This is a genomic window from Leeuwenhoekiella sp. W20_SRS_FM14, assembly GCF_052119605.1.
Classification (GTDB): Bacteria; Bacteroidota; Bacteroidia; order Flavobacteriales; family Flavobacteriaceae; genus Leeuwenhoekiella.
Genome location: NZ_JBGQOK010000001.1, coordinates 235,658 through 261,195 on the forward strand (window position 1 = coordinate 235,658; position 25,538 = coordinate 261,195).

19 protein-coding genes are annotated in these 25,538 nt (G+C 38.0%); 12 read left to right on the forward strand and 7 right to left on the reverse strand.

Annotated elements, in window-relative coordinates; translation table 11 throughout:
- The first annotated feature begins 17 nt into the window (after positions 1-17).
- The 8 genes from ACEN25_RS00990 to ACEN25_RS01025 all read left to right on the forward strand — a co-directional run bounded on the left by ACEN25_RS00990 (position 18) and on the right by ACEN25_RS01025 (position 10,827).
- A complete protein-coding gene (locus ACEN25_RS00990; protein ID WP_441801233.1) occupies positions 18-968 on the forward strand; it encodes an N-acetylornithine carbamoyltransferase in 951 nt (316 codons plus the stop codon).
- A gap of 9 nt (positions 969-977) precedes the next feature.
- A complete protein-coding gene (argB, locus tag ACEN25_RS00995) occupies positions 978-1,754 on the forward strand; it encodes an acetylglutamate kinase (RefSeq protein WP_441801234.1) in 777 nt (258 codons plus the stop codon).
- On the forward strand, positions 1,754-2,818 hold the full coding sequence (locus tag ACEN25_RS01000; RefSeq protein ID WP_028375753.1) for a M20/M25/M40 family metallo-hydrolase: 1,065 nt from the start codon (positions 1,754-1,756) through the stop codon (positions 2,816-2,818). Before argB ends, ACEN25_RS01000 begins: the two co-directional genes overlap by 1 nt.
- A 127-nt stretch (positions 2,819-2,945) precedes the next feature.
- Positions 2,946-4,244, forward strand: a complete 1,299-nt coding sequence (gene argH / locus ACEN25_RS01005) for an argininosuccinate lyase (RefSeq protein WP_441801235.1) — start codon at positions 2,946-2,948, stop codon at positions 4,242-4,244.
- A gap of 310 nt (positions 4,245-4,554) precedes the next feature.
- Positions 4,555-4,938, forward strand: a complete 384-nt coding sequence (locus ACEN25_RS01010) for a hypothetical protein (protein WP_441801236.1) — start codon at positions 4,555-4,557, stop codon at positions 4,936-4,938.
- Positions 4,939-5,091: 153 nt separating this feature from the next.
- Positions 5,092-6,174, forward strand: coding sequence for an efflux RND transporter periplasmic adaptor subunit (locus ACEN25_RS01015; protein ID WP_441801237.1), 1,083 nt, complete (start codon positions 5,092-5,094; stop codon positions 6,172-6,174).
- A 23-nt stretch (positions 6,175-6,197) separates the two neighbouring features.
- The gene (locus ACEN25_RS01020) at positions 6,198-9,404 is read left to right on the forward strand and encodes an efflux RND transporter permease subunit (protein WP_441801238.1); all 3,207 of its coding nucleotides are present in this window, start codon (positions 6,198-6,200) and stop codon (positions 9,402-9,404) included.
- Positions 9,394-10,827: a TolC family protein gene (locus ACEN25_RS01025; RefSeq protein WP_441801239.1), complete on the forward strand. Its 1,434-nt coding sequence runs from the start codon at positions 9,394-9,396 to the stop codon at positions 10,825-10,827. The genes ACEN25_RS01020 and ACEN25_RS01025 overlap by 11 nt, the downstream gene beginning before the upstream one ends.
- Before the next feature lie 205 nt (positions 10,828-11,032).
- Here the strand turns inward: ACEN25_RS01025 and leuB are convergent, their stop codons facing one another.
- The 4 genes from leuB to ACEN25_RS01045 form a co-directional block, all read right to left on the reverse strand.
- Positions 11,033-12,148, reverse strand: a complete 1,116-nt coding sequence (gene leuB, locus ACEN25_RS01030) for a 3-isopropylmalate dehydrogenase (protein WP_441801240.1) — start codon at positions 12,146-12,148, stop codon at positions 11,033-11,035.
- A gap of 255 nt (positions 12,149-12,403) precedes the next feature.
- Positions 12,404-12,988: a 3-isopropylmalate dehydratase small subunit gene (gene leuD, locus ACEN25_RS01035; protein WP_441801241.1), complete on the reverse strand. Its 585-nt coding sequence runs from the start codon at positions 12,986-12,988 to the stop codon at positions 12,404-12,406.
- A 1-nt stretch (position 12,989) separates the two neighbouring features.
- Positions 12,990-14,375 (reverse strand): 3-isopropylmalate dehydratase large subunit, encoded by a 1,386-nt coding sequence (gene leuC, locus ACEN25_RS01040; RefSeq protein ID WP_441801242.1) that lies wholly within the window; start codon positions 14,373-14,375, stop codon positions 12,990-12,992.
- 161 nt (positions 14,376-14,536) lie between these two features.
- Entirely contained in the window at positions 14,537-15,709 is a 1,173-nt protein-coding gene (locus ACEN25_RS01045; protein ID WP_081817335.1) for a 2-isopropylmalate synthase, read from the reverse strand.
- 128 nt (positions 15,710-15,837) lie between these two features.
- Here ACEN25_RS01045 and ACEN25_RS01050 point away from each other — a divergent pair, with 128 nt between their 5' ends.
- Positions 15,838-17,400 carry a hypothetical protein gene (locus ACEN25_RS01050; protein ID WP_441801243.1) on the forward strand — a complete coding sequence of 521 codons (1,563 nt, stop codon included), beginning with the start codon at positions 15,838-15,840 and terminating at the stop codon, positions 17,398-17,400.
- 115 nt (positions 17,401-17,515) lie between these two features.
- Positions 17,516-18,388, forward strand: coding sequence for a DMT family transporter (locus ACEN25_RS01055; protein ID WP_441801244.1), 873 nt, complete (start codon positions 17,516-17,518; stop codon positions 18,386-18,388).
- A 53-nt stretch (positions 18,389-18,441) separates the two neighbouring features.
- On the opposite strand, the gene ACEN25_RS01060 is transcribed toward ACEN25_RS01055, so the two are convergent.
- Together ACEN25_RS01060 and panB are read right to left on the reverse strand one after the other, a co-directional pair.
- Positions 18,442-19,146: an RluA family pseudouridine synthase gene (locus tag ACEN25_RS01060; RefSeq protein WP_441801245.1), complete on the reverse strand. Its 705-nt coding sequence runs from the start codon at positions 19,144-19,146 to the stop codon at positions 18,442-18,444.
- A gap of 45 nt (positions 19,147-19,191) precedes the next feature.
- On the reverse strand, positions 19,192-20,010 hold the full coding sequence (gene panB, locus ACEN25_RS01065; RefSeq protein WP_441801246.1) for a 3-methyl-2-oxobutanoate hydroxymethyltransferase: 819 nt from the start codon (positions 20,008-20,010) through the stop codon (positions 19,192-19,194).
- Positions 20,011-20,082: 72 nt separating this feature from the next.
- Between panB and ACEN25_RS01070 the strand changes: the two genes are divergently transcribed.
- Positions 20,083-20,532 (forward strand): nuclear transport factor 2 family protein, encoded by a 450-nt coding sequence (locus tag ACEN25_RS01070; protein WP_441801247.1) that lies wholly within the window; start codon positions 20,083-20,085, stop codon positions 20,530-20,532.
- A gap of 103 nt (positions 20,533-20,635) precedes the next feature.
- Positions 20,636-24,013 carry an ankyrin repeat domain-containing protein gene (locus ACEN25_RS01075; protein ID WP_441801248.1) on the forward strand — a complete coding sequence of 1,126 codons (3,378 nt, stop codon included), beginning with the start codon at positions 20,636-20,638 and terminating at the stop codon, positions 24,011-24,013.
- Here ACEN25_RS01075 and ACEN25_RS01080 read toward each other — a convergent pair.
- The gene (locus ACEN25_RS01080; RefSeq protein WP_441801249.1) at positions 24,010-25,443 is read right to left on the reverse strand and encodes an L-serine ammonia-lyase; all 1,434 of its coding nucleotides are present in this window, start codon (positions 25,441-25,443) and stop codon (positions 24,010-24,012) included. The genes ACEN25_RS01075 and ACEN25_RS01080 overlap by 4 nt on opposite strands.
- Between the last annotated feature and the right edge of the window lie 95 nt (positions 25,444-25,538).

A 25,538-nucleotide genomic window follows, 5' to 3' on the forward strand; every position in this document is an offset into this window, starting at 1 on the left:
TTGACAGGAATCAACTAATGAAAAAATACACCAGTTTAGACGACATTACAGATCTACAGGAACTTATTGCGCAAGCGCGCGAACTTAAAAATAATCCGTATTCTTATGAGCAATTGGGTAAGCGTAAGCGCCTGGTAATGCTATTTTTTAATTCAAGCTTACGTACGCGTTTGAGTACCGAAAAAGCAGCTTGTAATTTAGGAATGGATGTCACGGTGATGAATTTTAATAGTGATGCATGGAAGCTTGAGTTTGAGGATGGCACTGTTATGAATACAGATACCTCAGAGCATATTAAGGAAGCTGCACAGGTAATCTCGCAATATGGCGATATAATAGCGGTACGTGCTTTTCCTACGCTTACCGATAAAGCTAAAGATGAGTCAGAGTATGTGATTTCTAATTTTGTAAAGTATGCATCTGTGCCTGTTGTAAATATGGAAAGTGCTACGGCACACCCGCTACAGGCACTTGCAGACGCGATTACCATTACCGAATTGTCACAGAAAAAGAAACCAAAAGTCGTTTTAAGTTGGGCTCCACATCCTAAAGCTTTGCCGCATGCAGTGGCAAACTCGTTTATAGGAATGATGCAAAAAATGGATGTAGATTTTACCATAACACATCCTAAAGGTTATGAATTGAGTGATGCTGTTATAAAAGATTCTACGGTAGAATACGATCAGGATGCAGCTTTAAAAGATGCAGATTTTGTCTATGTGAAAAACTGGAGTAATTATGAGAACTACGGAAAAGTTCTTGCGACCACAGATTCTCACAGTAGCTGGACCATTACAGAAGAAAAACTAGGCGAGGCTAAATTTATGCATTGCCTGCCGGTGAGGCGTAATGTTATTGTTACAGATGGTGTTTTAGATGGAAAAAATTCTGTGGTCATTGAGCAGGCCAATAACCGCACATATTCCGCTCAGGTTGTTTTGAAAAAGATTTTAGAAAATCTGAATTAAACTTAAGTTATGAAAAACCTGAATATTGTTAAAGTAGGCGGAAACATTATCGAAAAAGAAGAAGATCTTCAGGCTTTTTTAGATGCTTTTGCAGCTTTATCAGCACCAAAAATTTTAGTTCACGGTGGCGGAAAATTGGCGAGTCAATTAGCAGAACGGTTAGGAATACCGGTTAAAATGACTAACGGCAGAAGAATTACTGATGCCGAAACCGTAGAAATAATTACAATGGTTTATGGGGGTAAGGTTAATAAATCTATTGTTGCCGGTTTGCAAGCCAGAAACTGCAATGCCATTGGTTTTTCAGGAGCAGACGGTAATAGTATACGTTCTATAAAACGGCCGGTTAAAGACGTTGATTTTGGCTTTGTGGGTGATGTTGTAGGCGTAAATTCAGAATTGATAGATAAATTATTGAGTCTAGATATTACTCCAGTGTTTTGTGCAATTACGCACGATGGTAAAGGACAGTTACTTAATACCAATGCAGATACGATTGCGTGCGAACTCGCAATTGGTCTTTCAAAAGAATATGAGGTAAAGCTCAATTATTGCTTTGAGAAAGCTGGCGTGTTGTTAGATATAAATGATGAGACTTCAGTGGTAAAGGAAATAGATACTTCTAAATATTCAGAATTACTAAAAGATCAGGTTATCGCAGACGGGATGCTTCCGAAGTTAGAAAATTGTTTTTACGCTCTAAAAAACGGAGTAAGCAAAGTTCAACTGGGAAAACCGCAAATGCTTCAAAATACCACTACTAATTTTACAACCTTAAGACTGTAATGAACATAGAAAAACTTACGCAAGAGGCGCTAGAATTATTAAAGAATTTGATTTCTACGCAATCTTTTTCTTCAGAAGAAGAAGGTACCGCGGCTTTTATTGAAAATTGGTTTAAGGCACATGAGATACCCTTTCGCCGTCAGGCAAATAATATTTGGGCAACTAATAAAAACTTTGAAGAAGGTAAAACCACATTACTGTTAAATAGTCATCACGACACGGTTCAACCTAATAATGGCTATACACGCGACCCGTACTCGCCAGATATTGAAGATGGTAAATTATATGGTTTAGGAAGTAATGATGCGGGCGGTTGTTTGGTTTCTTTAATAGCAACCTTTACGTATTTCTATGCTCACGAAAACCCCAAATACAACCTGGTTATCGTAGCGAGTGGTGAGGAAGAAAGCAGCGGTCCTAACGGTTTAAACAGTATGCTTGAGGTAATACCGCATATTGATGTGGCTATAGTGGGAGAGCCTACCTTAATGAATCTAGCAATTGCAGAAAAAGGTTTGGTTGTTTTTGATGCTAAAGTATTAGGAAAACCATCTCACGCTGCACACCCTAATGATAATAATGCCATTTACAACTGTATTCCGGTATTGCAGTGGTTTCACGATTTTAAGTTTGAAAAAGTTTCTGAAGCTTTAGGAGAAGTTAAAATGACCGTTACACAGATTAATGGCGGGAAACAGCACAATGCGGTGCCTGCAGATGTTGATCTTGTGGTAGATGTACGTGTAAATGATCAATATAGCAACCAGGAAATTGCTCAGTTACTAAAAGATAGAGCTCCTTGTGATTCTATTGTAGCGCGTAGTTTGCGTTTAAACTCATCTTCTATTCCTAAAGATCACGATCTGGTAAAAGCTGGTATCGCGTTGGGTAGAAGTACATATGGTTCTCCTACACTAAGTGATCAGGCAGTTTTGACGTGTCCGTCTCTAAAATTAGGTCCGGGAGACAGCACACGTTCACATAGCGCTAATGAGTTTATTTATGTACAGGAAATTGAAGAAGGTATTCAGATTTACATAGATTTGCTTAAAAGTATACTGTAAGTCCCTAATCCCCGAAGGGGAAATTGATAAGGGGAAAATAACACGTTTAATTAATATATTATTTAATCGCTTTGCGATTAAAAGTACAAATAAAGGTTCCCTTCTTTGGAGGGGTCAGGGGAGGACAATGAAACTTTGGGATAAAGGTGCAAACATAGATGACAAAATCATCAAATTTACGGTAGGTAATGATCGTGAGATAGATACGCATATTGCAAAATATGATGTACAGGCAACACGTGCTCACGTGATTATGCTTCAAAAAGTAGGCATTATTACTGCTAACGAATTAGAAAGTTTGTTACCGCAATTAGAAATTCTTGAGGCTCATACACAGAATCCAGATTTTTTTATTGAGCCAGAATATGAAGATATTCATAGTAAGATAGAAGCAGAATTAACTCTTATTTTAGGCGAAACCGGTAAAAAAGTACACACTGCACGTTCCCGAAATGATCAGGTTCTGGTAGCATTACATCTGTATTACAAAGATCAGTTACAGCAAATACGGGTGCGCACTGTTTCGCTTTTTGATACCTTGATGAAACTTGCCGAAAAGCATCAGCACAAGTTACTTCCCGGGTATACCCATTTACAGGTAGCTATGCCCAGTAGTTTTGGGTTGTGGTTTTCTGCGTATGCAGAATTATTAATAGACGATCTTACTTTACTCAATGCAACACTGCAAATTGTAGATCAGAATCCGTTAGGATCTGCAGCAGGTTATGGAAGTTCGTTTCCTATAGACCGAAATCTTACGACCAAAGAGATGGGTTTTGCCACCTTAAAATTTAATGTAGTAGCCGCACAAATGTCTCGAGGTAAAAGTGAACGTACGCTAGCTTCTACTTTAGGAAGTCTTGCAAACACGCTCTCTCGCTTTGCGATGGATATCTGTTTGTATATGAGTCAAAATTTTGGATTTATAAGCTTCCCGGAACAATTAACAACGGGCAGCAGTATTATGCCCCACAAAAAAAATCCTGATGTTTTTGAATTGATTCGTGGTAAGTGTAATAAAATTCAGGCCTTGAGTACCGAGATGATTTTAATTACCAATAACCTGCCTAGTGGTTACCACAGAGATTATCAATTGCTAAAGGAAAACACCATCAATGCGATTGAAAATATTAAAGATATTCTTGAAATTTTTGAGTACAGCATTGCTCAAATCGTAGTGAAAGACATAGATCTTACTGAAGATAAATACAAATATATATTTACAGTAGACAGTATTAATAATCTTGTTGTAGAAGGTAAATCTTTTCGTGAGGCGTATAAAACAGTAGGAGGAGAGGTGCAGGCCGGAACCTATAAACCAGATGAAGGTAGAAAACATACCCATTTGGGAAGTATTCATAATCCGGGATTTGCTGAGATTAAGGAGAAAATGCGCAAAGTTTCTACCGCTTTAGATATTAGTTAAAAGAATTTCTCTTTTTTTGATTCAACCGAGTTTAATAAAGAAGACATTTTAAACAGAACACTGTTTAAGAAGCATTAATTTTTCAATTTTTATAAATTTTTCAGAAATGAGAGCGGCAGGAGAAATAATTTTTATGCTAATTTTTTAATTAAATGTCTCAATAAATGTGGTATTGCTATTAGAAAACAGGTTAAATCTCTGTTTTTCTAAATATTGCGCAATGACCTATTTTCTACGAAAATTATAGCTTCAAATTTTGTGGTTACGTGGGTCTTATTTTACATTTGCTCAGCTTTTCCGAAAAAGATATATGAAGTTTCTGCTTTCATTTTTTATTATACTTTTTACGGGTTTTGTAAATCTATCTGGTGTTGCTGCTTGTCAAGCAGATACAAACACAGCTGATTTTCAATCCTCATTTGAAGATTTTATACTGAAATCTCAGGATCAGCACCACATTGATTTTAACTGGCCGGGTACCGCACCTGAAATTACGGTTGCAGAATTTGAGATTGAAGAGAGTAATACATTCTCAAAAGAAAAGCACATTGCCAGTATTCCTTTCTTTGGCCTTCCGGCTACTGTAATCAAGCATTTTTATACCTACAAATACAATTATTTAGATTCAGAAACGATCACTCCTGTTCGTGCTTCTGTTAAGTCATACCTTCTTTTTCAGGTTTTCAGACTTTGATTTAACTTCTTTCAGCCTGTATATCCATAGGCTAATCGCTTATTCTGTTTATTGATCTCAACGGATTTAGTTCAAAAACTAAGCAGAATATCTGTGTCTTTCCTGTTCAGGAAAACACCCACATTAATCTAACTATTTGTAAAGAAAATCACCATGAAAAGAATGCTCATGATGTTAGGCTTTGGGGCACTATTGTTCCATGTAAGCTGTAAGTCAGAACACCACGAAAAAGAAGAAGAAGTAAAATTCTTAGTTACAAACCCCATTCGTAAAGACACGATTCTCACAAAAGACTACGTGTCACAAATTCAATCAAGTCGCCACATAGAATTACGCGCCCAGGAACGCGGCTACCTTCAGAAAATATACGTAGATGAAGGACAATTTGTAAAGGAAGGACAATTGCTGTTTCAAATTCTACCCAGAATCTATGAAGCTGAAGTTCAAAAATCAAAAGCTGAAGCTGAAGTTGCCAAAATAGAATACGAGAACACTAAGTTACTCGCAGATAGCGATGTTGTTTCTAAAAACGAACTGGCAATGACAAAGGCTAAGATGGATAAGGCTAATGCAGAATTGTCACTCGCTAACGTACATCTGGGCTTCACGCAAATACGAGCTCCTTTTGACGGTATTGTAGACCGTTTTCACGTGCGCTTGGGAAGCCTTGTAGATGAAGGTGAGTTGCTCACAAACTTATCTGATAACGCCACTATGTGGGTGTATTATAATGTGCCCGAAGCAGAATATCTCGATTATCAGTCAAATCTAAAAACTGCAGACAAGCCACAGGTAAACTTACTTATGGCTAACAATAAATACTTTCAACACCCCGGTGTTGTTGAAACTATTGAAGCAGATTTTAATAACGAGACCGGTAACATTCCTTTTAGAGCAACATTTCCTAATCCAGAAGGATTATTACGACACGGAGAGACTGGTAATGTTCATGTCACTATACCTATTACAGGTGCATTATTAATTCCGCAGAAAGCCACTTTTGAAGTTCTTGACAAGAAATATGTTTATGTAATTGACAAAGACAATCGCGTAAAATCTCGTGAGATTACCATAGCAAATGAGATGCCTCATCTTTATGTGGTTTCAAAAGGCTTATCTGAAGATGATAAAATTCTACTAGAAGGTCTGCGTATGGTACGGGAGAATGATAAAATAGAGTACGAGGTTAAAGACGCTAAGTCTGTGATTTCTAATCTTGATTTGTATGCAGAGTAATCAAATCATAAAACAGAAAAAACATGTTTAGTCAATTTATAAAAAGACCCGTTTTTGCGATAGTAATTTCGATTATTATCTTGTTTATAGGTTCGCTTGCAATCAAGCAGCTGCCTATTTCGCAGTTTCCACAGATAGCACCTACTACCGTAAACATCTTTATCGCGTACCCCGGTGCCAGTGCAGATGTATTGGTGAAATCAACCTTAATTACACTTGAAAATGCCATTAACGGTGTAGAAGATATGCGTTATATGGCTACCGACGCGACCAGTGCCGGTGAAGCAACACTACGTATCATATTTGAACCGGGAGTTGACCCTAACGATGCCGTAGTGCGCGTTAAAACCCGGGTAGACCAGGTTATGCCGCTCTTACCGGAGTTAGTACAACGGGAAGGTGTGGTGATTACACCGGTTCAACCCAGTATGTTGATGTACGTAAACCTCTATTCAAAGGATAAAAGTATGGATGAGAAATTTCTGTACAATTATGCCGATGTAAAGATGATACCCGAGATCAACCGTCTTAAAGGTGTTGCACGTTCTCAAATACTAGGGAGTCGCAGATACGCTATGCGCGTGTGGTTAAACCCTGAGCGTATGCGTGCTTACAATGTCTCTGTAGAAGAAGTGATGGAGTCTTTACAGGAACAAAGCATTATAGGAAGACCCGGTAGATTGGGACAGAGTTCTGGTATTACTGCGCAATCTTTAGAATATGTCTTAACCTATAAAGGTAGATTTAATGAGCCCGAAGAATATGAGAATGTAATTATCAGGGCCAATGCAGATGGGGAAAGTATTCATTTAAAGGACATTGGTAAAGTAGAATTAGGTAGTGAATTCTTTGATATTTACTCCAATCTTGACGGGCATCCTTCTGCCGCAATTGTATTAAAACAAAACTACGGGAGTAACGCAAGTGATGTAATTGATGAGGTAAAGGAAAAGCTTGAAGAGATGAAAGCTGATTTCCCTCCGGGAATGGATTACAAAATTAGTTATGACGTTTCTAATTTCTTAGATGCTTCCATAGAGCAAGTTATTGATACGCTTAGAGATGCATTTTTATTAGTCGCTTTTGTGGTATTTATTTTCTTAGGTGACTGGCGTTCTACGTTAATCCCTATTATAGCCGTTCCGGTTTCTTTAGTAGGTGCATTTTTCGTAATTCAGCTGTTTGGGATGTCAATTAACCTGGTTACTTTATTTGCATTAGTTCTTGCAATAGGTATTGTGGTAGATGATGCTATTGTAGTGGTTGAAGCTGTACACGCCAAGTTTCATGAGTTTCCGGATATCACGCCATACAAAGCTGTTAAACTGGTTCTTGGTGAAATTTCGGGAGCGATCATAGCGATTACCGCTGTTATGGTTTCGGTATTCCTGCCTATTACCTTTATGTCTGGACCGGTAGGAACGTTCTACAGACAATTTTCAATTACCATGGCAAGTTCTATTGTGATTTCTGCAGTGGTAGCTCTTACGCTAACGCCCGTATTATGTGCGATGCTCCTTAAAAATAACCACGGAAAAGAGAAAAAAGGTAACATTCTTACAAAAGCGTTAGATGGATTTAATAATTGGTTTGACAGGCTTACCGGTAGGTACGTACGCTTGCTTAAAACTATTGTTAGCAGACGTGTACTTACGTTTGGGATTCTTATCGCCGTTTGTGCATTGATATTTTTTGAAAATCAAATTTTACCTTCTGGGTTTATACCTAGTGAAGATCAAGGGACAATTTACGCGATAATTCAAACTCCGCCGGGCGCAACATTAGAGCGTACAAATAAAGTATCACTCGAGCTTCAGAAGATTTGTGAAGAAGTAGAAGGCGTAGAGTCGGTTTCATCTTTAGCGGGTTATGAAATTATGACCGAAGGTAGGGGTTCTAACGCAGGTACTTGTTTAATAAACTTAAAACCTTGGGGAGATAGAGAGCATACCGTAACCGAGATTATGGAAGAACTGGAAGAAAAGTCTAAAAACCTGGGGGCAGTCATTGAGTATTTTGAGCCACCGGCCATTCCCGGTTTTGGATCTTCAGGAGGTTTTTCTATGCGTTTATTAGATAAAACAACAGAGACCGATTATCAGGATTTTGATAAAGTAAATCAAAATTTTATGGATGAGTTGGGCAAGCGTAAAGAGCTAGCCGGTTTGTTTACCTTTTTTGCAGCAAATTACCCACAGTATGAACTGGAGATCAATAATGATCTGGCGATGCAAAAAGGGGTTTCTATAGGTAAGGCTATGGAAAACTTAAACATTATGATAGGTAGTACCTATGAGCAGGGATTCATCAAGTTTGGCCGTTTCTTTAAAGTGTATGTACAATCAGATCCTCAGTATAGAAAATTACCTTCAGATATTTTGAATTTGTATGTGAAGAATGATACTGGTGAGATGGTGCCGTATTCAGCTTTTATGAAGCTTAAGAAAACGCAGGGACCTAATGAGGTAACGCGTTACAACATGTACAATTCTGCGGCTATACAAGGCCAGCCCGCAAAAGGTTATACCACAGCAGATGCAATTGCAGCCGTGCGCGAAGTTGCAGCAACAACCTTACCTAAAGGCTATGATATTGCCTGGGAAGGATTGTCCTATGACGAGGCAGGCAGAGGTAATGAAGCCCTGTATATTTTTGGAATCGTTCTCGCCTTCGTGTACTTCGTACTTGCGGCGCAGTATGAGAGTTTTATAATTCCGCTTGCTGTAATTTTTTCTATACCTATAGGACTTTTAGGATCGTTTGTAATGCTTCAGTTAATGGGGCTTCAGAATGATATTTATGCGCAAATAGGACTCATAATGCTGGTAGGACTTCTGGGTAAAAACGCCGTTCTTATCGTAGAGTTTGCGGTCTTAAAGCGAAGTGAGGGAGCCACCATCTTTGAAGCTGCAATTGAAGGAGCCCGAGTACGTTTTAGACCTATTTTAATGACTTCATTTGCGTTTGTTGCAGGTCTTATTCCTTTAATTATCGCTACCGGTGCAGGTGCTATTGGTAACCGTACCATAGGTGCTTCTTCTTTAGGTGGAATGTTATTCGGAACCCTATTTGGGGTGGTCATCATTCCAGGACTGTATTACATTTTTGCAACCCTTGCAGATGGTAGAACGTTGATTAAAGATGAGGAGGACCATTCTTTATCTGAAGGATTTGTGCACGAAATAGACCGTTTTTCAAAACTAAAAGATGATGAGCCCCATGATAAATAAAACCAAAATATTATATACGGGAGTAGTGGTTCTACTACTCTCGTTCTCAGCCTGTAAAGCACCCGTTCTGGTAGAACGGGATGTAGAACTTAAACTTCCTAAAACATTTGCTGCTACTGCAGATACCGCACAGACTGCTCTTGTTAACTGGAAAGACTATTTTACAGATCCCTATTTAAGTAGCTTGATTGATACTGCATTGCAAAACAATCAGGAATTGAACATTATGCTTCAGGAGATTTCTATCTCTAAGGCCGAAATCAAAGCTAAAAAAGGGGAGTACCTGCCTTTTGTAGGCTTTGGTGCTTCGGGTGAAACCGAAAAAGTAGGAAGATTTACCAGTCAGGGAGCTAATGATGCAAATACTGAAATTAGAGAAGGAGTTGAATTTCCCGAGCCGTTGCCAAACTACAGATTCGGACTTCAGGCGAGCTGGGAATTAGATATCTGGGGAAAGCTTCGTAATGCTAAGAAAGCTGCGGTATTTAATTATCTGTCTAGTGTTGAAGGTCGAAATTTTATGGTTACGCAACTCGTGGGTGAGCTAGCAGAATCCTATTATGAGTTACTGGCTTTAGACAATCAGTTAGAAATAGTAAACCGAAATATTGAGATACGTAACAATGCTTTTGAGATTATTAAACTTCAAAAGGAAGCTGCACGAGTAACTGGCCTTGCTGTTTCGCGATTTGAGGCTGAAGTATTGCACACAAAAAGTTTGCAGTTTGATATTCAGCAGCGCATTGTAGAAACCGAAAACCGAATTAATTTTCTGGTAGGTCGTTTTCCGCAGAAAGTAGAACGCAGCACCACCAAATTGATTGATCTGGTTCCTGAAGCTATAAAAGCCGGAATTCCTGCTCAGTTGTTAGAAAATCGCACCGATGTTAAACAGGCAGAACTGGCTCTTGCTGCAGCTAAATTAGATGTAAAAGTTGCTAAGGCACGTTTTTATCCCTCGTTAGGAATTCGTGCCGGAATAGGCTATGAGGCCTTTAATCCTAAGTATTTATTAAACAGTCCTGAGTCCCTTTTATATACTATAGCAGGCGAATTAACTGCGCCTTTAATCAACAGAAATGAGATTAAGGCGGCGTATATGACCGCAAATGCTAAACAGGTACAGGCGGTGTATGATTATGAACGTACCGTACTCAATGCGTATATCGAGGTAGCTAACCAACTTTCTAAAGTGGCCAATCTTGCAAAAAGTTATGATTTAAAAGCTCAGGAAGTTGCTGCGTTAAACCGTTCTATTGATATTTCTAACAAGTTATTTAGTTCTGCGCGTGCAGATTATATGGAAGTTTTAATGACCCAGCGTGATGCTTTAGAATCAAACTTTGATCTTATAGAAACAAAGATGGATCAAATGAATGCGTATGTACATATGTACCAGGCGCTAGGTGGCGGCTGGAATTAAGAATTTAGTTAGTGTTGATGCGGTTTGTGGTGATTAACCCCTAAATTAATAATCATCACAAACCAGAAACCGCCCGGAGTTGATTTCCCGGGCGGTTTTTTATTTTAGGATAATTTGATTTCTAATTAGTAGTTTGAATAGAAAAAGCGACCTCAATTAGGTCGCTTTTTCTATCTCTTATCTAAAATCTCTAGTCTAATTTCTTTTAAATAATTGTACTCTGTCCCATATGAATATTTTTGAAGTTACGGTTCGTATCTTCAGGGTGGGTTAAGAAATCTGCGATAAAGTCACCTACTTTTGTGGTTGTAAATGGTTTTTTAGGGTTGATGTCACCGGTAGTGATTCCTAGTTCTAATGATTTTTCAACAGCATTTTCTATAGCTGCTGCTTCTTTATGCAATCCTAAATGGCGCAACATCATCGCAGCAGATAAAATAGAAGCTAATGGGTTAGCAATATTTTTACCTGTGGCCTGCGGAAAAGAACCGTGAATAGGCTCAAACATACCTACAGTGCTTCCTACTGATGCAGAAGCTAAAAGGCCTATAGAACCTCCTATTACTGATGCTTCGTCAGAAATGATATCTCCAAATAGATTTTCAGTAAGAATTACATCAAACTGACTTGGGTTTAAAATCATTTGCATCGCCGCATTATCTACAAATAAGAAATCAAGCTCTACATCTGCATAGCCTTTTGCAATCTCGGTTACCGTTTTGCGCCATAGTCGAGATGTTTCTAAAACGTTAGCTTTATCAACAAGGGTTAATTTTTTTCTGCGGTTCTGAGCTTCTTTAAACGCAAGGTGCGCAATTCTGCTAATTTCTTCCACCGAATAGGAACAACCATCTGTAGCAACCTGACCATCTTCACTAAGGTTTTTTTCTCCAAAATAAATTCCTCCGGTTAATTCGCGATAAATAGATATATCAGTACCTGAAATGATTTCTCGTTTAAGCGGAGAATTTTCAATTAAACGCTCAAACGCTTTTACAGGTCTGATGTTACAAAACAAACCAAGCGATTTTCTAAGTTTTAATAAGCCTTGTTCTGGTCGTACTTTCGCCGAAGGATCATTGTCGTATTTAGGATGACCTATTGCACCAAAAAGAACCGCATCGCTTTCTTTACAAACTGCGATGGTTTCATCGGGTAAAGGATTGCCTGTTTCATCTATTGCGCAGGCGCCAACTAATGCTTTTTTATATATAAAGGAGTGATCAAATACATCTGCAATTGCATCTAATGCTTTGATTGCCTGTTCTGTCACTTCTGGACCGATACCGTCTCCGGCTAAAACTGCGATGTTAAATTTCATTATTTGTATTTTATTTCAAAACCTCACGAGTAACATTAACAAGTGAGGTTTGATTGTTTTAAAAATATTTAACGAAGCAAAATTGTGCTTCCTTATTCTATTAGTTATTGTAGGTCAGTGTTTTGATTGATAAAAGTATTGAAATTAATCGATAATTCAGATTAAACTAACCAGCGGTTTACGGTTAATTTCCTTTTGATTTATTTTAAGGACTACATCTTTATTAAAATGCTATTATCTATTGAATTAATAAACTTAATACGCCTGTTCGCGTTCAAAAGCTTCTATCGCGTCTTTTTTACTAATTAAAAAATCGATATCATCATACCCATTAATCATACACACTTTTTTGTAAGGATCGATGTCAAATTCTAATTCTCCTGCAGGCGAATATAAAATTTGATCTTCCAGATTGATGGTGAGTTGGGTTTCTGGTTTATCCTTTATAGTTTGAAGCAATTCTTTTAAATATGCTGGAGTTACCTGAATGGGTAAAATTCCGTTATTTAATGCATTACCTCTAAAGATATCTGCAAAAAAACTACTTATAACTACTTTAAAACCATATCCTGCAATTGCCCATGCTGCATGTTCTCTACTAGAGCCACAGCCAAAGTTGTCACCTGCAACGAGAATAGTACCGCCGTAGGTAGGGTCATTTAATACAAAGTCAGTGTTTTTGTTGCCTTCATGATCGTAACGCCAATCTCTAAAAACATTATCTCCAAAACCTTGTTTATCTGTAGACTTTAAAAATCGAGCAGGTATAATCTGATCTGTATCTATGTTCTCTATAGGTAAAGGAACTGCTGTATCGGTAAGCTTGATAAACTTTTCCATCTTAATTTAATTGTTTGGTAATGTCTGTAATTTTTCCGGCAACTGCGGTGGCCGCTGCCATAAGCGGACTCGCTAAAATGGTACGAGCACCCTGTCCCTGTCTTCCTTCAAAATTTCGGTTAGAAGTAGAAACACAATATTCTCCTTCGGGAATTTTATCATCGTTCATCGCTAAACATGCAGAGCAACCCGGTTGTCTCAATGCAAATCCTGCTTCCGTAAATACTTTATCAAGACCTTCTTCTACCAATTGTTTTGCAACCTGCTGTGAACCGGGCACTAACCAGGCGTTTACATTAGGTGCTTTTTGCTTGCCTTTCACAAAATCTGCCGCAATGCGGAAATCTTCTATTCGAGAATTGGTACAACTTCCTATAAACACATAATTAATAGGCTTATCAATTAGGCTTTCTCCCTTTTTGAAGTTCATATATGCCAAAGCCTTTTCCAGATTCACGTCATCCTTATCTGGAATGCTTCCGGTTACTTTGATTCCCATTCCGGGATTTGTGCCATAAGTCACCATAGGCTCGATGTCTGCTGCGTCAAAAGAATATTCTTTATCAAAAACAGCATCAGCATCTGTAGGAAGAGTTTTCCAGTAGGCTAATTTTTTATCCCATTCTGCGCTTTGAGGTGCAAACTTGCGACCTTGTACATAATCAAAAGTTGTCTGGTCTGGAGCGATCATTCCACCACGAGCACCCATTTCAATACTCATGTTGCAAACCGTCATACGACCTTCCATAGACATTTCTTCAAAAACGTTTCCGGCATATTCACAGAAATAACCTGTACCTGCGTTAGTTCCTAATTGTGAGATTACATATAAAATAACATCTTTTGGTAAAACATTCGGTTTTAATTTACCAGTTACATTGACCCGTAAACTTTTCGGTTTTGTTAATAATAAACACTGGCTGGCAAAAACCTGAGCTACCTGGCTGGTTCCAATACCAAATGCGATTGTACCAAATGCACCGTGTGTAGAGGTATGGCTATCCCCACAAACCATTGTCATTCCCGGTTGGGTAATTCCAAGTTCTGGAGCCATTACGTGCACAATACCATTGTACTCGTGCCCTAAACCATACAGGGTAATCCCGTGTTTCTCACAATTGTCTGTGAGCTGTTTCAACTGGTTACGGGATAACAAATCTCGCACCGGTAAATGTTGATCTACGGTAGGAGTATTGTGATCTGCTGTTGCAACAATCTGGTCTGGTCGTGCTACAGGTATGCCGCGCTCTTCTAATTCTGAGAATGCCTGCGGACTGGTAACCTCGTGAATAAGGTGTTTGTCTATATAAAGTACTTGCGGTCCGTTAGGCACCGTATCTACTACGTGTGCATCCCAAACTTTGTCAAATAATGTTTTTCCTGCCATTGTTATTTTAATTAGTTCAATATGAACTTAATTTATTTATAATTTATTCCTAATCAAGCAATTGCTTATTTGCGTGGATTGAATTTTGTTATGGGAGTAAATTGTAAAAAATAAGGATTCTAAAAGCAGAATCCTTATTTAATGTATTTATTTATAGTGAATTAAACTTCCGCCGGAATTTCAATTTTCACAACTTTCATAATCTCATGAATATCTTCATCTACGATTTCTTTTTTCTTGTCTGCAAAGGTAAGAAAGACATCATAGACTTCGTCTAACTGAAGTTTAGTTAATTCATAACCCACCTTTTTAGAACGGTAAGCTAAAGCAGCACGACCACTACGAGCGGTAAGTACTATAGCACTTTCGGTAACGCCTACCTCTTCAGGATCCATAATCTCATAGGTCTCCCGGTTTTTAATAACGCCATCCTGGTGAATACCGCTGCTGTGTGCAAATGCGTTAGATCCTACAATAGCTTTATTTGGTTGCACCGGCATACCCATTTTTTCACTTACCATTCTACTGGTATCGTATAATAAACGGGAATTAATACCGGTGTCTAAACCTAGAGTAGGATGTTGACGCAAGATCATTACAACCTCTTCAAGAGAGGTGTTTCCGGCACGCTCACCTATACCGTTAATAGTACATTCTATTTGTCGTGCACCATTAATTACACCAGCAATAGAGTTTGCTGTTGCAAGCCCAAGGTCGTTGTGGCAGTGACAAGAAAGTATTGCCTTTTCAATACCTTTTACATTTTCTTTAAGGTATTTAATTTTTGCTCCGTACTCTTCAGGAAGACAATATCCTGTAGTGTCAGGTATATTTAAAACGGTTGCACCCGCTTTTATCGCAGCTTCGCAAACACGAGCTAAATATTCATTATCGGTACGGCCTGCATCTTCTGCATAAAACTCAACATCCTCAACAAAAGTTTTAGCATACGCGACAGCCTCATAAGCACGCTTTAATATCTCTTCACGAGTGGATTTAAATTTATGTAAAATGTGTGAATCACTGGTGCCTATACCCGTATGTATACGTGGTTTTACAGCATATTTAAGCGCTTGAGCGGCAACCTCAATATCTTTTTTAACCGCACGGGTAAGACCACAAACTGTGGCGTTCTTTACCAGTTTTGAGATTTCCTCAACAGATATAAAATCTCCGGGACTCGATATAGGAAAGCCGGCTTCAATAACATCAACCCCCAGAAGATCGAGACGCTCAGCTATAATCAATTTCTGATTGGTATCTAATTTGCATCCGGGAACTTGTTCCCCGTCTCTCAAGGTGGTGTCAAAAATTTGGACTTTGTTATCACTCATAAGTGGATTTTTTCTCAATTTAATTGTGAATATAGAGAATGGTGGTACTTTTGATATTCTCTTTGGTGAATACCCTACGATGTTTAAGTAATTTTTGGGTTATTTAAATTATTGAAAATCAAATAATTATGCGTAAAATCATTACAACAGCAAATGATTCAAAAGATTCTCTTTATGTGCTTATTAAGTCATTGTCGAAGTCTGAAAAGAGACAATTTAAACTTTATGTAGGCCGTCTTGACGGAAATGCAGATTCTAAATACTTGCAATTATTTAATCTTCTCGATAAGATGAATACGTATGAGGAAACTGAAATTTTCAAGAATAACATTGTAAAAAAACAGCAACTTTCAAACCTTAAAGCACATTTATACAAGCAAATTCTTATCTCGCTGCGGTTAAGTCCTGCGCATCAAAATATACGTGTACAAATACGCGAACAGCTAGACTTTGCAACAGTTTTGTATCAAAAAGGCTTGTATCAACAATCGCTAAAATTGCTGGAGAAAGCCAAACATATGGCGATAGACAATGAAGAGAAAAATGTAGCATATGAGATTGTAGAATTAGAAAAGGTAATAGAAACTCAATACATCACACGCAGTATGAGCACGCGTGCAGAAGAGCTTGCAAAAGAAGCAGAAGATTTAAGTGAACAAAATTTGATGACCAGTAAACTGTCAAATTTATCATTGCAGCTGTACGGCATTATGCTTAAAACAGGATATGTGCGTAGTGATGAAGAAAAGCAAGAAATTACCGCCTACTTCAACAACGCAATACCTAATTATGATTTGAGCACGCTAGGTTTTAGAGAGAAGCTGTGGTTGTATAAGGCATTTTTGTGGTATAGCTTTCTTATACAGGATTTTGTCTCGTGTTATAAATATGCAACCCGTTTAGTTGAGCTTTTTGAAGAAAACCCTTCAATGATAAGCAGAAACCCTGTTTTCTATTTAAAAGGAAATCATTACTTATTGGAGTCTCTTTTTTATCTAAAACACCATACTAAGTTTAAAGAAGTTCTTGAAGGACTTGAAAACAGATTAGAAACTGAAGATTTTCCGCGTAGCGACAATTTAGAAATTTTAGAATTCTTATATGTCTATTCTCATAAACTCAATTTAAAGTTTATGGTGGGCGATTTTACAACAGATGATGGCTTGATTAATACGATTGAAAAATACCTAAAACAATCGCGCCAGCGTATGGATGAGCATCATATTATGGTGTTTTATTATAAAATTGCAAGTTTATATTTTGGCTCTGGCCAAAATAAAAAGTGTATTGAGTATCTGGGACGCATCATCAATAATAAATCGCTAAAGATGCGAGAAGATTTGATGTGTTTTGCCCGAATTCTAAATTTGGTGGCTCATTATGAAGCCGGTATGGATTATCATCTGGAAACCTTATTAAAAAGCACGTTTAAGTTTTTAATCAAGATGGATGATTTACACGAAGTACAGAAAGAAATGATTAAATTTTTAAGAAATCTGGGAGAAGTATTTCCCGGCGAAATTAAAAACGAATTCAAAAAGCTGAGAGAACGTCTCGAGGTTTATGAAGAAGACCCGTATGAGCGTCGCGCCTTTTTATACCTTGATATTTTAAGTTGGTTAGACAGCAGAATTCAAAATCGTCCTGTAGCCGAAATCATTAAAGAAAAAGCTCAGGTTTTAAATCGATAGCAGTTAGACAGAAGACAAGAAATCTAAGAATTGCTATAAAAGAAAAAAGATGTTTGTAAAGAAATTAATTTAATACGTGACAAACATCAAATAACAAATACCCAAATCTAATAGTTTGTCAACAGCACCCAATACGTTTATAAAAAACATATTACAACTCAATCTTGCAATGCTCTTAGTAAGCACCAGTGGTGTTTTAGGCAGAGCAGTGACAATGTCTCCTGTAGTTACCATAGGTTGGCGCGCCTTATTGGCTGCGGGTTTTTTATTTCTGTTTTTAAGATGGAAAAAGATAGACCTTAAAATTTATAAGGAAGATCGTGTTCAGGTTTTATTAGGTGGTATTTTAATGGGCATTCACTGGGTTGCTTATTTCAAAGCCTTACAGCTAAGCAACGTTGCAATAGGTATGCTTACGATTTTTACCTATCCGGCTTTAACCAGTATTCTAGAGCCCTTAATGCTTCGGTTACCTTTTCAGAAAATCCATTTCTTTTTGGGTATTCTCGTCCTGGCAGGAATCGCTTTTTTAATACCCGATTTAGATTTTGAAAATGAATACACACAGGCTGTTGCTTTTGGTATAGGGTCTGCTTTAGCGTATGCGTTACGTAATATTTTAATGAAAAAACAAGTGTCTAAATACCACGGAAGTTTATTAATGTGGTATCAGGTGGTAATCGTTGGTATTATACTTATTCCGCTTAGTTTTCAAACTTCTGCGGAAGCGTTACAGGATAATTTGTTCTTCATTCTCGCACTGGCACTTTTGACGACGGCTATAGGGCATACTTTATTTTTACTAACATTCCGTTACTTTTCAATAACTACGGCTAGTATCATTAGTAGTGTGCAGCCGGTGTATGGTATTTTGCTGGGTGTGTTGCTACTGGGAGAGGTACCTAAATTAGCAACTATTTTTGGCGGACTTTTAATTCTAAGTGCGGTAGTTATTGAGAGTTTAAGAACTGCCCGAAACAAAAAGTAGTACCTAAGGTTTTAAATAGTTTTATGGCAACTAGAATTTCTTCTAAGTGCTAACTAAACACAGGCCTTCCAGATTGCATCTTCAGCGGGTGGCGGAGCTACAAAAGTTAATTGTTCTTTAGTTACAGGGTGTGTAAGGCTTAATTTTCTAGAGTGCAGGTGAATACTTCCATCAGGGTTACTTCGGTCAAAACCATATTTTAAATCCCCTTTTATAGGGCAGCCTATAGCTGCTAATTGGGAGCGTATTTGATGGTGCCGCCCGGTATGCAAATCTATTTCTAAAAGATAATAGTTGTTTAATTCCTGAATAATACGGTAGTCTAAAATCCCCTTTTTACTATCGGGAACTTCTTTAATATTGCTATATGATTTATTTTGTTTGGGATTGCGTTTGAGGTAATGCACCAGGGTATCTTCTGGCTTAGGTGGTAGATTTTTTACTATAGCCCAATAGGTTTTTTTAGCCTCTTTTTCGGCAAATAATTTATTTAATCTAGGCAAGGCTTTAGAGGTTCTTGAAAATATGACAATACCACTCGTAGGCCTGTCCAGGCGATGCACAACTCCCAGATATACCGCTCCCGGCTTGTTATACTTTTCAGCAATATAACTTTTAACCACTTCGCTTAACGGTTTATCACCGGTTTTATCTCCCTGCACAATATCACCGGGACGTTTATTGACTACAATGATATGATTGTCTTCAAAAAGTACCTGAAGATTGTCTTTTGTGCTATGTGTAGATTCTAGATTCAATAGTAAAGGCTCTATTGCGATTTTGTATTTCTACTTTCGCATTTTTTAGTATTGCTCATCATCGTTAGGAAAGTCTAGAGACTTTACATCGGTGATGTATTGCTCAAAAGCTCCGGTCATTTGGGTGTGTAAGTCCAGATAGCGTCTTAAAAATCTCGGACTAAATTCCTGACTCATTCCCAGCATATCGTGCATAACCAGAACCTGACCATCAACCCCGTTACCGGCACCTATACCTATAACCGGTATAGTAAGGCTCTCTGCAACTTCACGGGCAAGCTGGTTAGGTACTTTCTCCAGTACCACTGCAAAACATCCCAATCGTTCCAGAAGAAGCGCGTCTTCTTTCAGCTTTTGAGCTTCTTGTTCTTCTTTTGCACGTACAGTATAGGTCCCAAATTTATAGATGGATTGTGGTGTTAATCCCAGATGTCCCATTACAGGAATACCTGCGTGAAGAATACGCTTTACCGATTCTTTAATTTCGGTACCACCTTCTAATTTAACTGCGTGTCCGCCGCTCTCTTTCATAATACGTATAGCAGAGCGCAACGCCTCTTTAGGATCACTTTGATAACTCCCAAAAGGTAAGTCTACAACAACCAGTGCGCGTTTAATTGCGCGTACCACAGAAGACGCGTGATAGATCATCTGGTCTAATGTTATAGGTAATGTGGTCTCGTGACCTGCCATCACATTAGATGCAGAATCTCCTACGAGTATCACATCTATACCGGCGCGATCAACAATAGTGGCCATAGTGTAATCGTATGCCGTAAGCATTGCAATTTTTTCACCCTGAGATTTCATCTCGGTAAGTGATTTTACGGTAATACGTTTATATTCTTTTTTGATTGCAGACATCGTAACAGTTTTTTGTGCGCGTAAAAGTAGTAAATTACTAAAGCATTAACTACCTATGCTCCTTATACAGATATGAAAACCTTAATTCTTCTTATTGTTTTTTGCTTAAGCTGCAGCTTGAGTGCTCAGGATCAACCTAAACCTGAAGAAACCATTATTGCATTTTTTAATGCTTTTCATCAGCAAGATACCGTTGCTCTTAGAGATTTAGTTCACCCTAAAGTTAGAATGCAGTCTATAGCTAAGGGAAAAACTGGAGCGCTAAACTTAACAACTTCAAACTTTAATGATTTTTTAAAATCTATAGCCTCCATACCAGAAACTACCGTGTTTCAGGAGCGCATTTTAGATTATAAAGTAACCTCAGATGGAGTTATGGCAAATGTATGGACACCTTATGAGTTTTATGTAGATTATAAACGAAGCCATTGTGGTGTAAATAATTTTCAGCTTATGTATATAGAAAAGCAGTGGAAAATTTTTTATATCGTAGATACCCGAAAAACAGAAGATTGTAACTAGTTTTTAAATTAGATTACAAGTAATTGCCTATCTTTTCAATCCCTAATTTTTGTAGTCATCCCCTTGATCTAATTTTTATTAACTAAAATAAAAAATTAAGGTTTTGATTAATTTCAGGTTTTTCTATTGCATCGTGCTTCTTAGTGTTATACGTGTTTTAGCGCAGGAACAAACAGCAGAAGGGTACACACTAAATCCCGGTTTTTCTGTAGATATTCGATTTGTAGATCTGTTGAATTTTAATAAGAATTCAGTTGTATCGGGTGATAATAATCTAATTTTTAATACTGAAAATTTAAAGGAAACATCAAAGCTTAAAACCACCCGGAAATCACAACTTAACTACGAGTTTGTTAAATCAGCTTATGAATTTGAGAAGTATATTTTAAAAGTAGATACTTCTGCAAGAGCTTATTCATCACGATTTTCTTCAGTATATAATGCTAATGATGCGTTGGATAAATCAGACGAATTTTTAGTCGTTTTTTGTTTACGACAGAAACCCCTTTATGAGCGCCGGTTGTTAGAAACTACACTTTCTAAAGACTTTAGAGATGCAGTTTTTAGACTGGGTAGAGATTTAACTCCGCAAGGTTTTATATCAAAATTTGGTACACATTACGCAGAGCATCTTACTTATGGTGGTACTTTTATAAGTAAAAATGCGATACGCAGGCAAGACTACATTGAGTCTCCATATTCTGAAAATGAATTTAGAGCTGCCGTTTTAAAATCTATAGCACAACAACAGCAAAATTCGCCAATAACAGATCCTCATATACATCTTGCCCCTGCACAATATTATACAATTGGGGGCGAGACTACAGAAGCGTGGGATGAGCGCTGGGAGCAAACAGTTACTTCAGCTAATGCTGTAGTTATTGACGCCAATCTGGTAGCGCTTACCAATTTACTTTCGACTAAGAATTTTCCTGAATTAGAAAATCTGCAAGACAAGCGTTTTATGCTGCAGGAAGCGATTGATGCCGCCATTAAAAAATCGGTTTCCTGGCAGGCAAAAGAACGTTCTTCAGAATTCTTTAAAAAATATTCATTACAGTTTACGCAAAAGATAGGTAAGCTAATTAAGCAGAGTGTAGGCACAGAAGAGCAAGACACAAAAAGTTATATAGGTGATTTGTTTTTTGGCAGTTTTAATGAGCACGGCGAACCTATGAAAACCACCGCACTCATAGATTACAACGGTTTAGATTTAAACACATTACTTACAGATGAAGAGATTAATGTGAATAAAATGCTTGATTTTATCATTTCACCTGAAGAACTAAAAAATGCATATGTTAGTGTTTGGGATGACACTCAAAAATTGGTAAAAGGGGAGAAGCGAACTACCTTATTTGTTTCAGGAACAACAGACGCGCATACTTATTTTAAGGAGGCACTTGTTAAACCGGTGTACAAAGAGGTTACCATCACAACCATAGATAATGATGTATTTAAAGTGACGTATAGCCTTGAACTGGTAAAAACTAAAAAAGCTTTACAGTCTTTTAGTACCGGCTATGACTACTCATTAGATTCTGAAGTTGTAGCTGCCGCGGCAAGTGGTTCCATGCAGGATCTCGAGCAGCTCTATTTTGAAGGAGCTTCACGGCGCACAAATGGCGTGGTCAAAGCATTAATTCAGAATTTTGATGATGCCTATTTATTGAATCAGGTATTTGATTTTGGAGTAAAACCTACCACAGAGGATCTGGACCTGGCTTTTGATCCAGATTATTTCACCAAAGCAAAAGCAATTGCCCTTTTAGAACGGGGTGCTAAACCTAAAAACAATATGATTTACAAAGCGGTAGCCTATCAGGAGCCCGAAGTCGTTTATGCATTGTTGAGAGAAGGAGCAACCTCGGTTAATAATGATGTTGCCTTTGCTGCTAAACTGCAGAATTATAAAGTTATAAAGGCTTTGATGTCTTTAGATTATAACGGTTTTGTAGCCGAAGAAAATATGCTGGCACTAGCAGTAGCCAATGCAGATAAAGAGTTAACCGAAAAATTTATTGGTTATGGTGCGGTGTCAAATCCTGAAATATTAAAGCTTGCAATAGATACCAAAAATCAGGAAGTGCTTGACCTGGTAAAAGCAGTATCAAAAAATTCGCCTAGAGTGATTGAGGTTGTAGCTACTTCTGATAATACGCAATTATTTGATTATTTTATTACTCAGGGAGCCGTTGAAATAACCGATGAGGTTTTAAGTACGGCTATTGCAAACAATAATCTTGATATTCTAAACAAAGCTTTAGATTCTGGAGGATCTGCAGAATTTGCTCTTTCACAAGCTTTAAAATCAAAAAATACAAATGCGGTGCGGTTGAGTTTATCAAAGGGAGCAAATGCCAATTCCGTTTTTGAGTATGCTGTGCGGCAAAAGGATTTTGAGTTATTTAAAGACGTATTAGACACGTATGAAGGAGACTCTCAAACGGGTTTGAATACTGCGGTAGCTTTAAATGAACTGGATTTTGCACGCTATACCTTCAGTAAAAAAGGTGTAGTGCTTGATGCTGATTCTCAAATGATACAAGCCGTTAAAAATAATAATCAAGAGCTTCTAGCATTATTGATTTCTATGGGCGGAAAACCCCAGACTGCACTTGTAGAAGCCGTTAGTGTTGGCAACACTGCGCTGACTCAATATTTGATAGAAGCTGGAGCTATCGCTCAAGATGCCAGTCTTATTCAGAAAGCAGTCGCGCTGGGTAATGAGGATTTGGTAAGACGATTGCTAGAGACCGGGCAAATAGATGTAAACCTGGTAGTGCTTGATTTAATTAAATTTCAAAATCCGGAGCTTGTTACAATGGCAATTAGGCAAGGTGTCCAGGTTACTCAAGAAGCGTTAGATCTTTCAATTGCTTTGGAAAACCAACCTATTGTATTACAGCTCTTAGAACAATCAAATCCTGATATTTTAGAAGAACGATTTCTAATAAATGCTATTAAAAGTAAAAAAAATGTAGCTGTAGATTATTTGATAGGTCTAGTTAATAAACCTGATTTGGCATTTGAGGCTGCTTTTCAATATAAGAACGAAACTGCATTAATTCTTGCCTTGCGAAGAGGTGCCTTAGCTCACGCTGAAGATTTATTGAAAGCAGCAAAAACTCATTTTAACGCTGCCATACCTATACTTATTAGCCAGGACTTATCTGTTACCGTAACTGATGCTGAAGGCAATACACCATTACATTTAATAGCAGCAACTTATGAAGAAGGTGATGAGGTCTTACTGGATGAACTCTTTAAAGCGGGAGTAAATGTAAATGCTAAAAATAATCTGGGCGAAACCCCATTACACTGGGCTGTGAAGGGCGGGGTTGACAATGAAATTATAATTACAAAATTAATACGCAATGGTGCATTGCCCGAAGCTGAAACAGTCGCCAATAAATCTGTAGCAGATTACGCTGCATCTAAAGAAATACGGCAGTTATTAAAGCGGCTAGAACTGCGTTAGCAGTCGCTTAAAGCAACATTTACAGCAAGACCACCTTCACTGGTCTCTTTATACTTTGAATTCATGTCTTTAGCTGTTTGCCACATCGTTTCAATAACCTTATCTAGCGGAACTTTTGCATTCTTAGCGTCGGTATCCAGAGCCATCTCACACGCGTTAATTGCTTTAATTGCGCCCATTGCATTGCGTTCTATACACGGTATTTGTACTAATCCCCCAATAGGGTCACAGGTTAAGCCCAGGTGATGCTCCATCGCGATCTCACTTGCCATTAATACCTGTTCAGGAGAACCACCCATAAGTTCGGTAAGGGCACCTGCAGCCATTGCACTAGATACGCCTATTTCTGCCTGGCAACCACCCATTGCAGCAGATATGGTTGCTCCTTTTTTAAACAAGCTTCCTATTTCGGCAGCGACCAGCATAAATTGTTTAATGTCATCAAAATTGGCATCGTGATTTTCAATCACTAAATAATACATCATCACCGCAGGGATAACGCCTGCACTCCCGTTAGTAGGTGCGGTAACCACGCGACCTAACGATGCATTCACTTCATTTACCGCCAGAGCAAAACAGGATACCCATTTTAGGATTTGTCTAAATTTTACTTCTGTGCCGCGTATGCACTCAATCCACTCGTGTGCATTGCTGTATTTGCTTTCACCTATGAGCGTCTTATGCGTATCAAAAGCTCTTCGGCGTACATTGAGGCCTCCCGGTAAAATACCTTCGGTATGACATCCTGTATACATGGAGTCGAGCATTACTTCCCAAATTTGATGCAGCCCGTGATTGATAGTTTCTTCAGTCGCTAGTGATTTCTCGTTTTCCCAGACGATTTCTGATATTTTTTTATTTTCAGCATTGCAATAGGCGAGAAGTTCTAAGCCTGATTCAACAGGAAATGGAAATTCCTTTAATTGTTGTTGTTTAATTTTTGATCGTTTACGCTCTTCCTGAACCACAAAACCACCACCTATAGAATAATAAGTATCTGAAGTCTTTTTGCCTGAAGCTAATTGTGCTCTAAAGGTTATTCCGTTAGGATGAAATTCTTTAAATTTTCTATTGAATATTATGTCTTTTTTTGGTGTAAAACCTATTGTGCGTTCCCTGTTGAAGTGCAGCTGTTCTTGCGTGGTAATACGATCTATTACTGTTGTAATTTCAGCAATAGGAAATGTTGTAGGGTCTAAACCTTCGAGCCCTAAGAGAACCGCAATATCGGTAGCGTGGCCTTTTCCGGTAAGTGTTAAGGAGCCGTATAATTCTACCGTAATTTGGGTTACGCTATCAAATTTATTGTTGGCTTTCAATTTTTGAATCCATCGCACGGCAGCACGCCAGGGACCTAAAGTATGTGAGCTTGACGGACCAACTCCTACTTTTAGCATGTCAAAAACACTGATACTCTCAATTTTACGCATAACTCGATTTTGGGCTAAATATATAATTTTTAAAACAGCTTCAAAATTTCTATTCTCTTTCTAATTTAACAGGATAAAATCCTATTTGTTGGAAA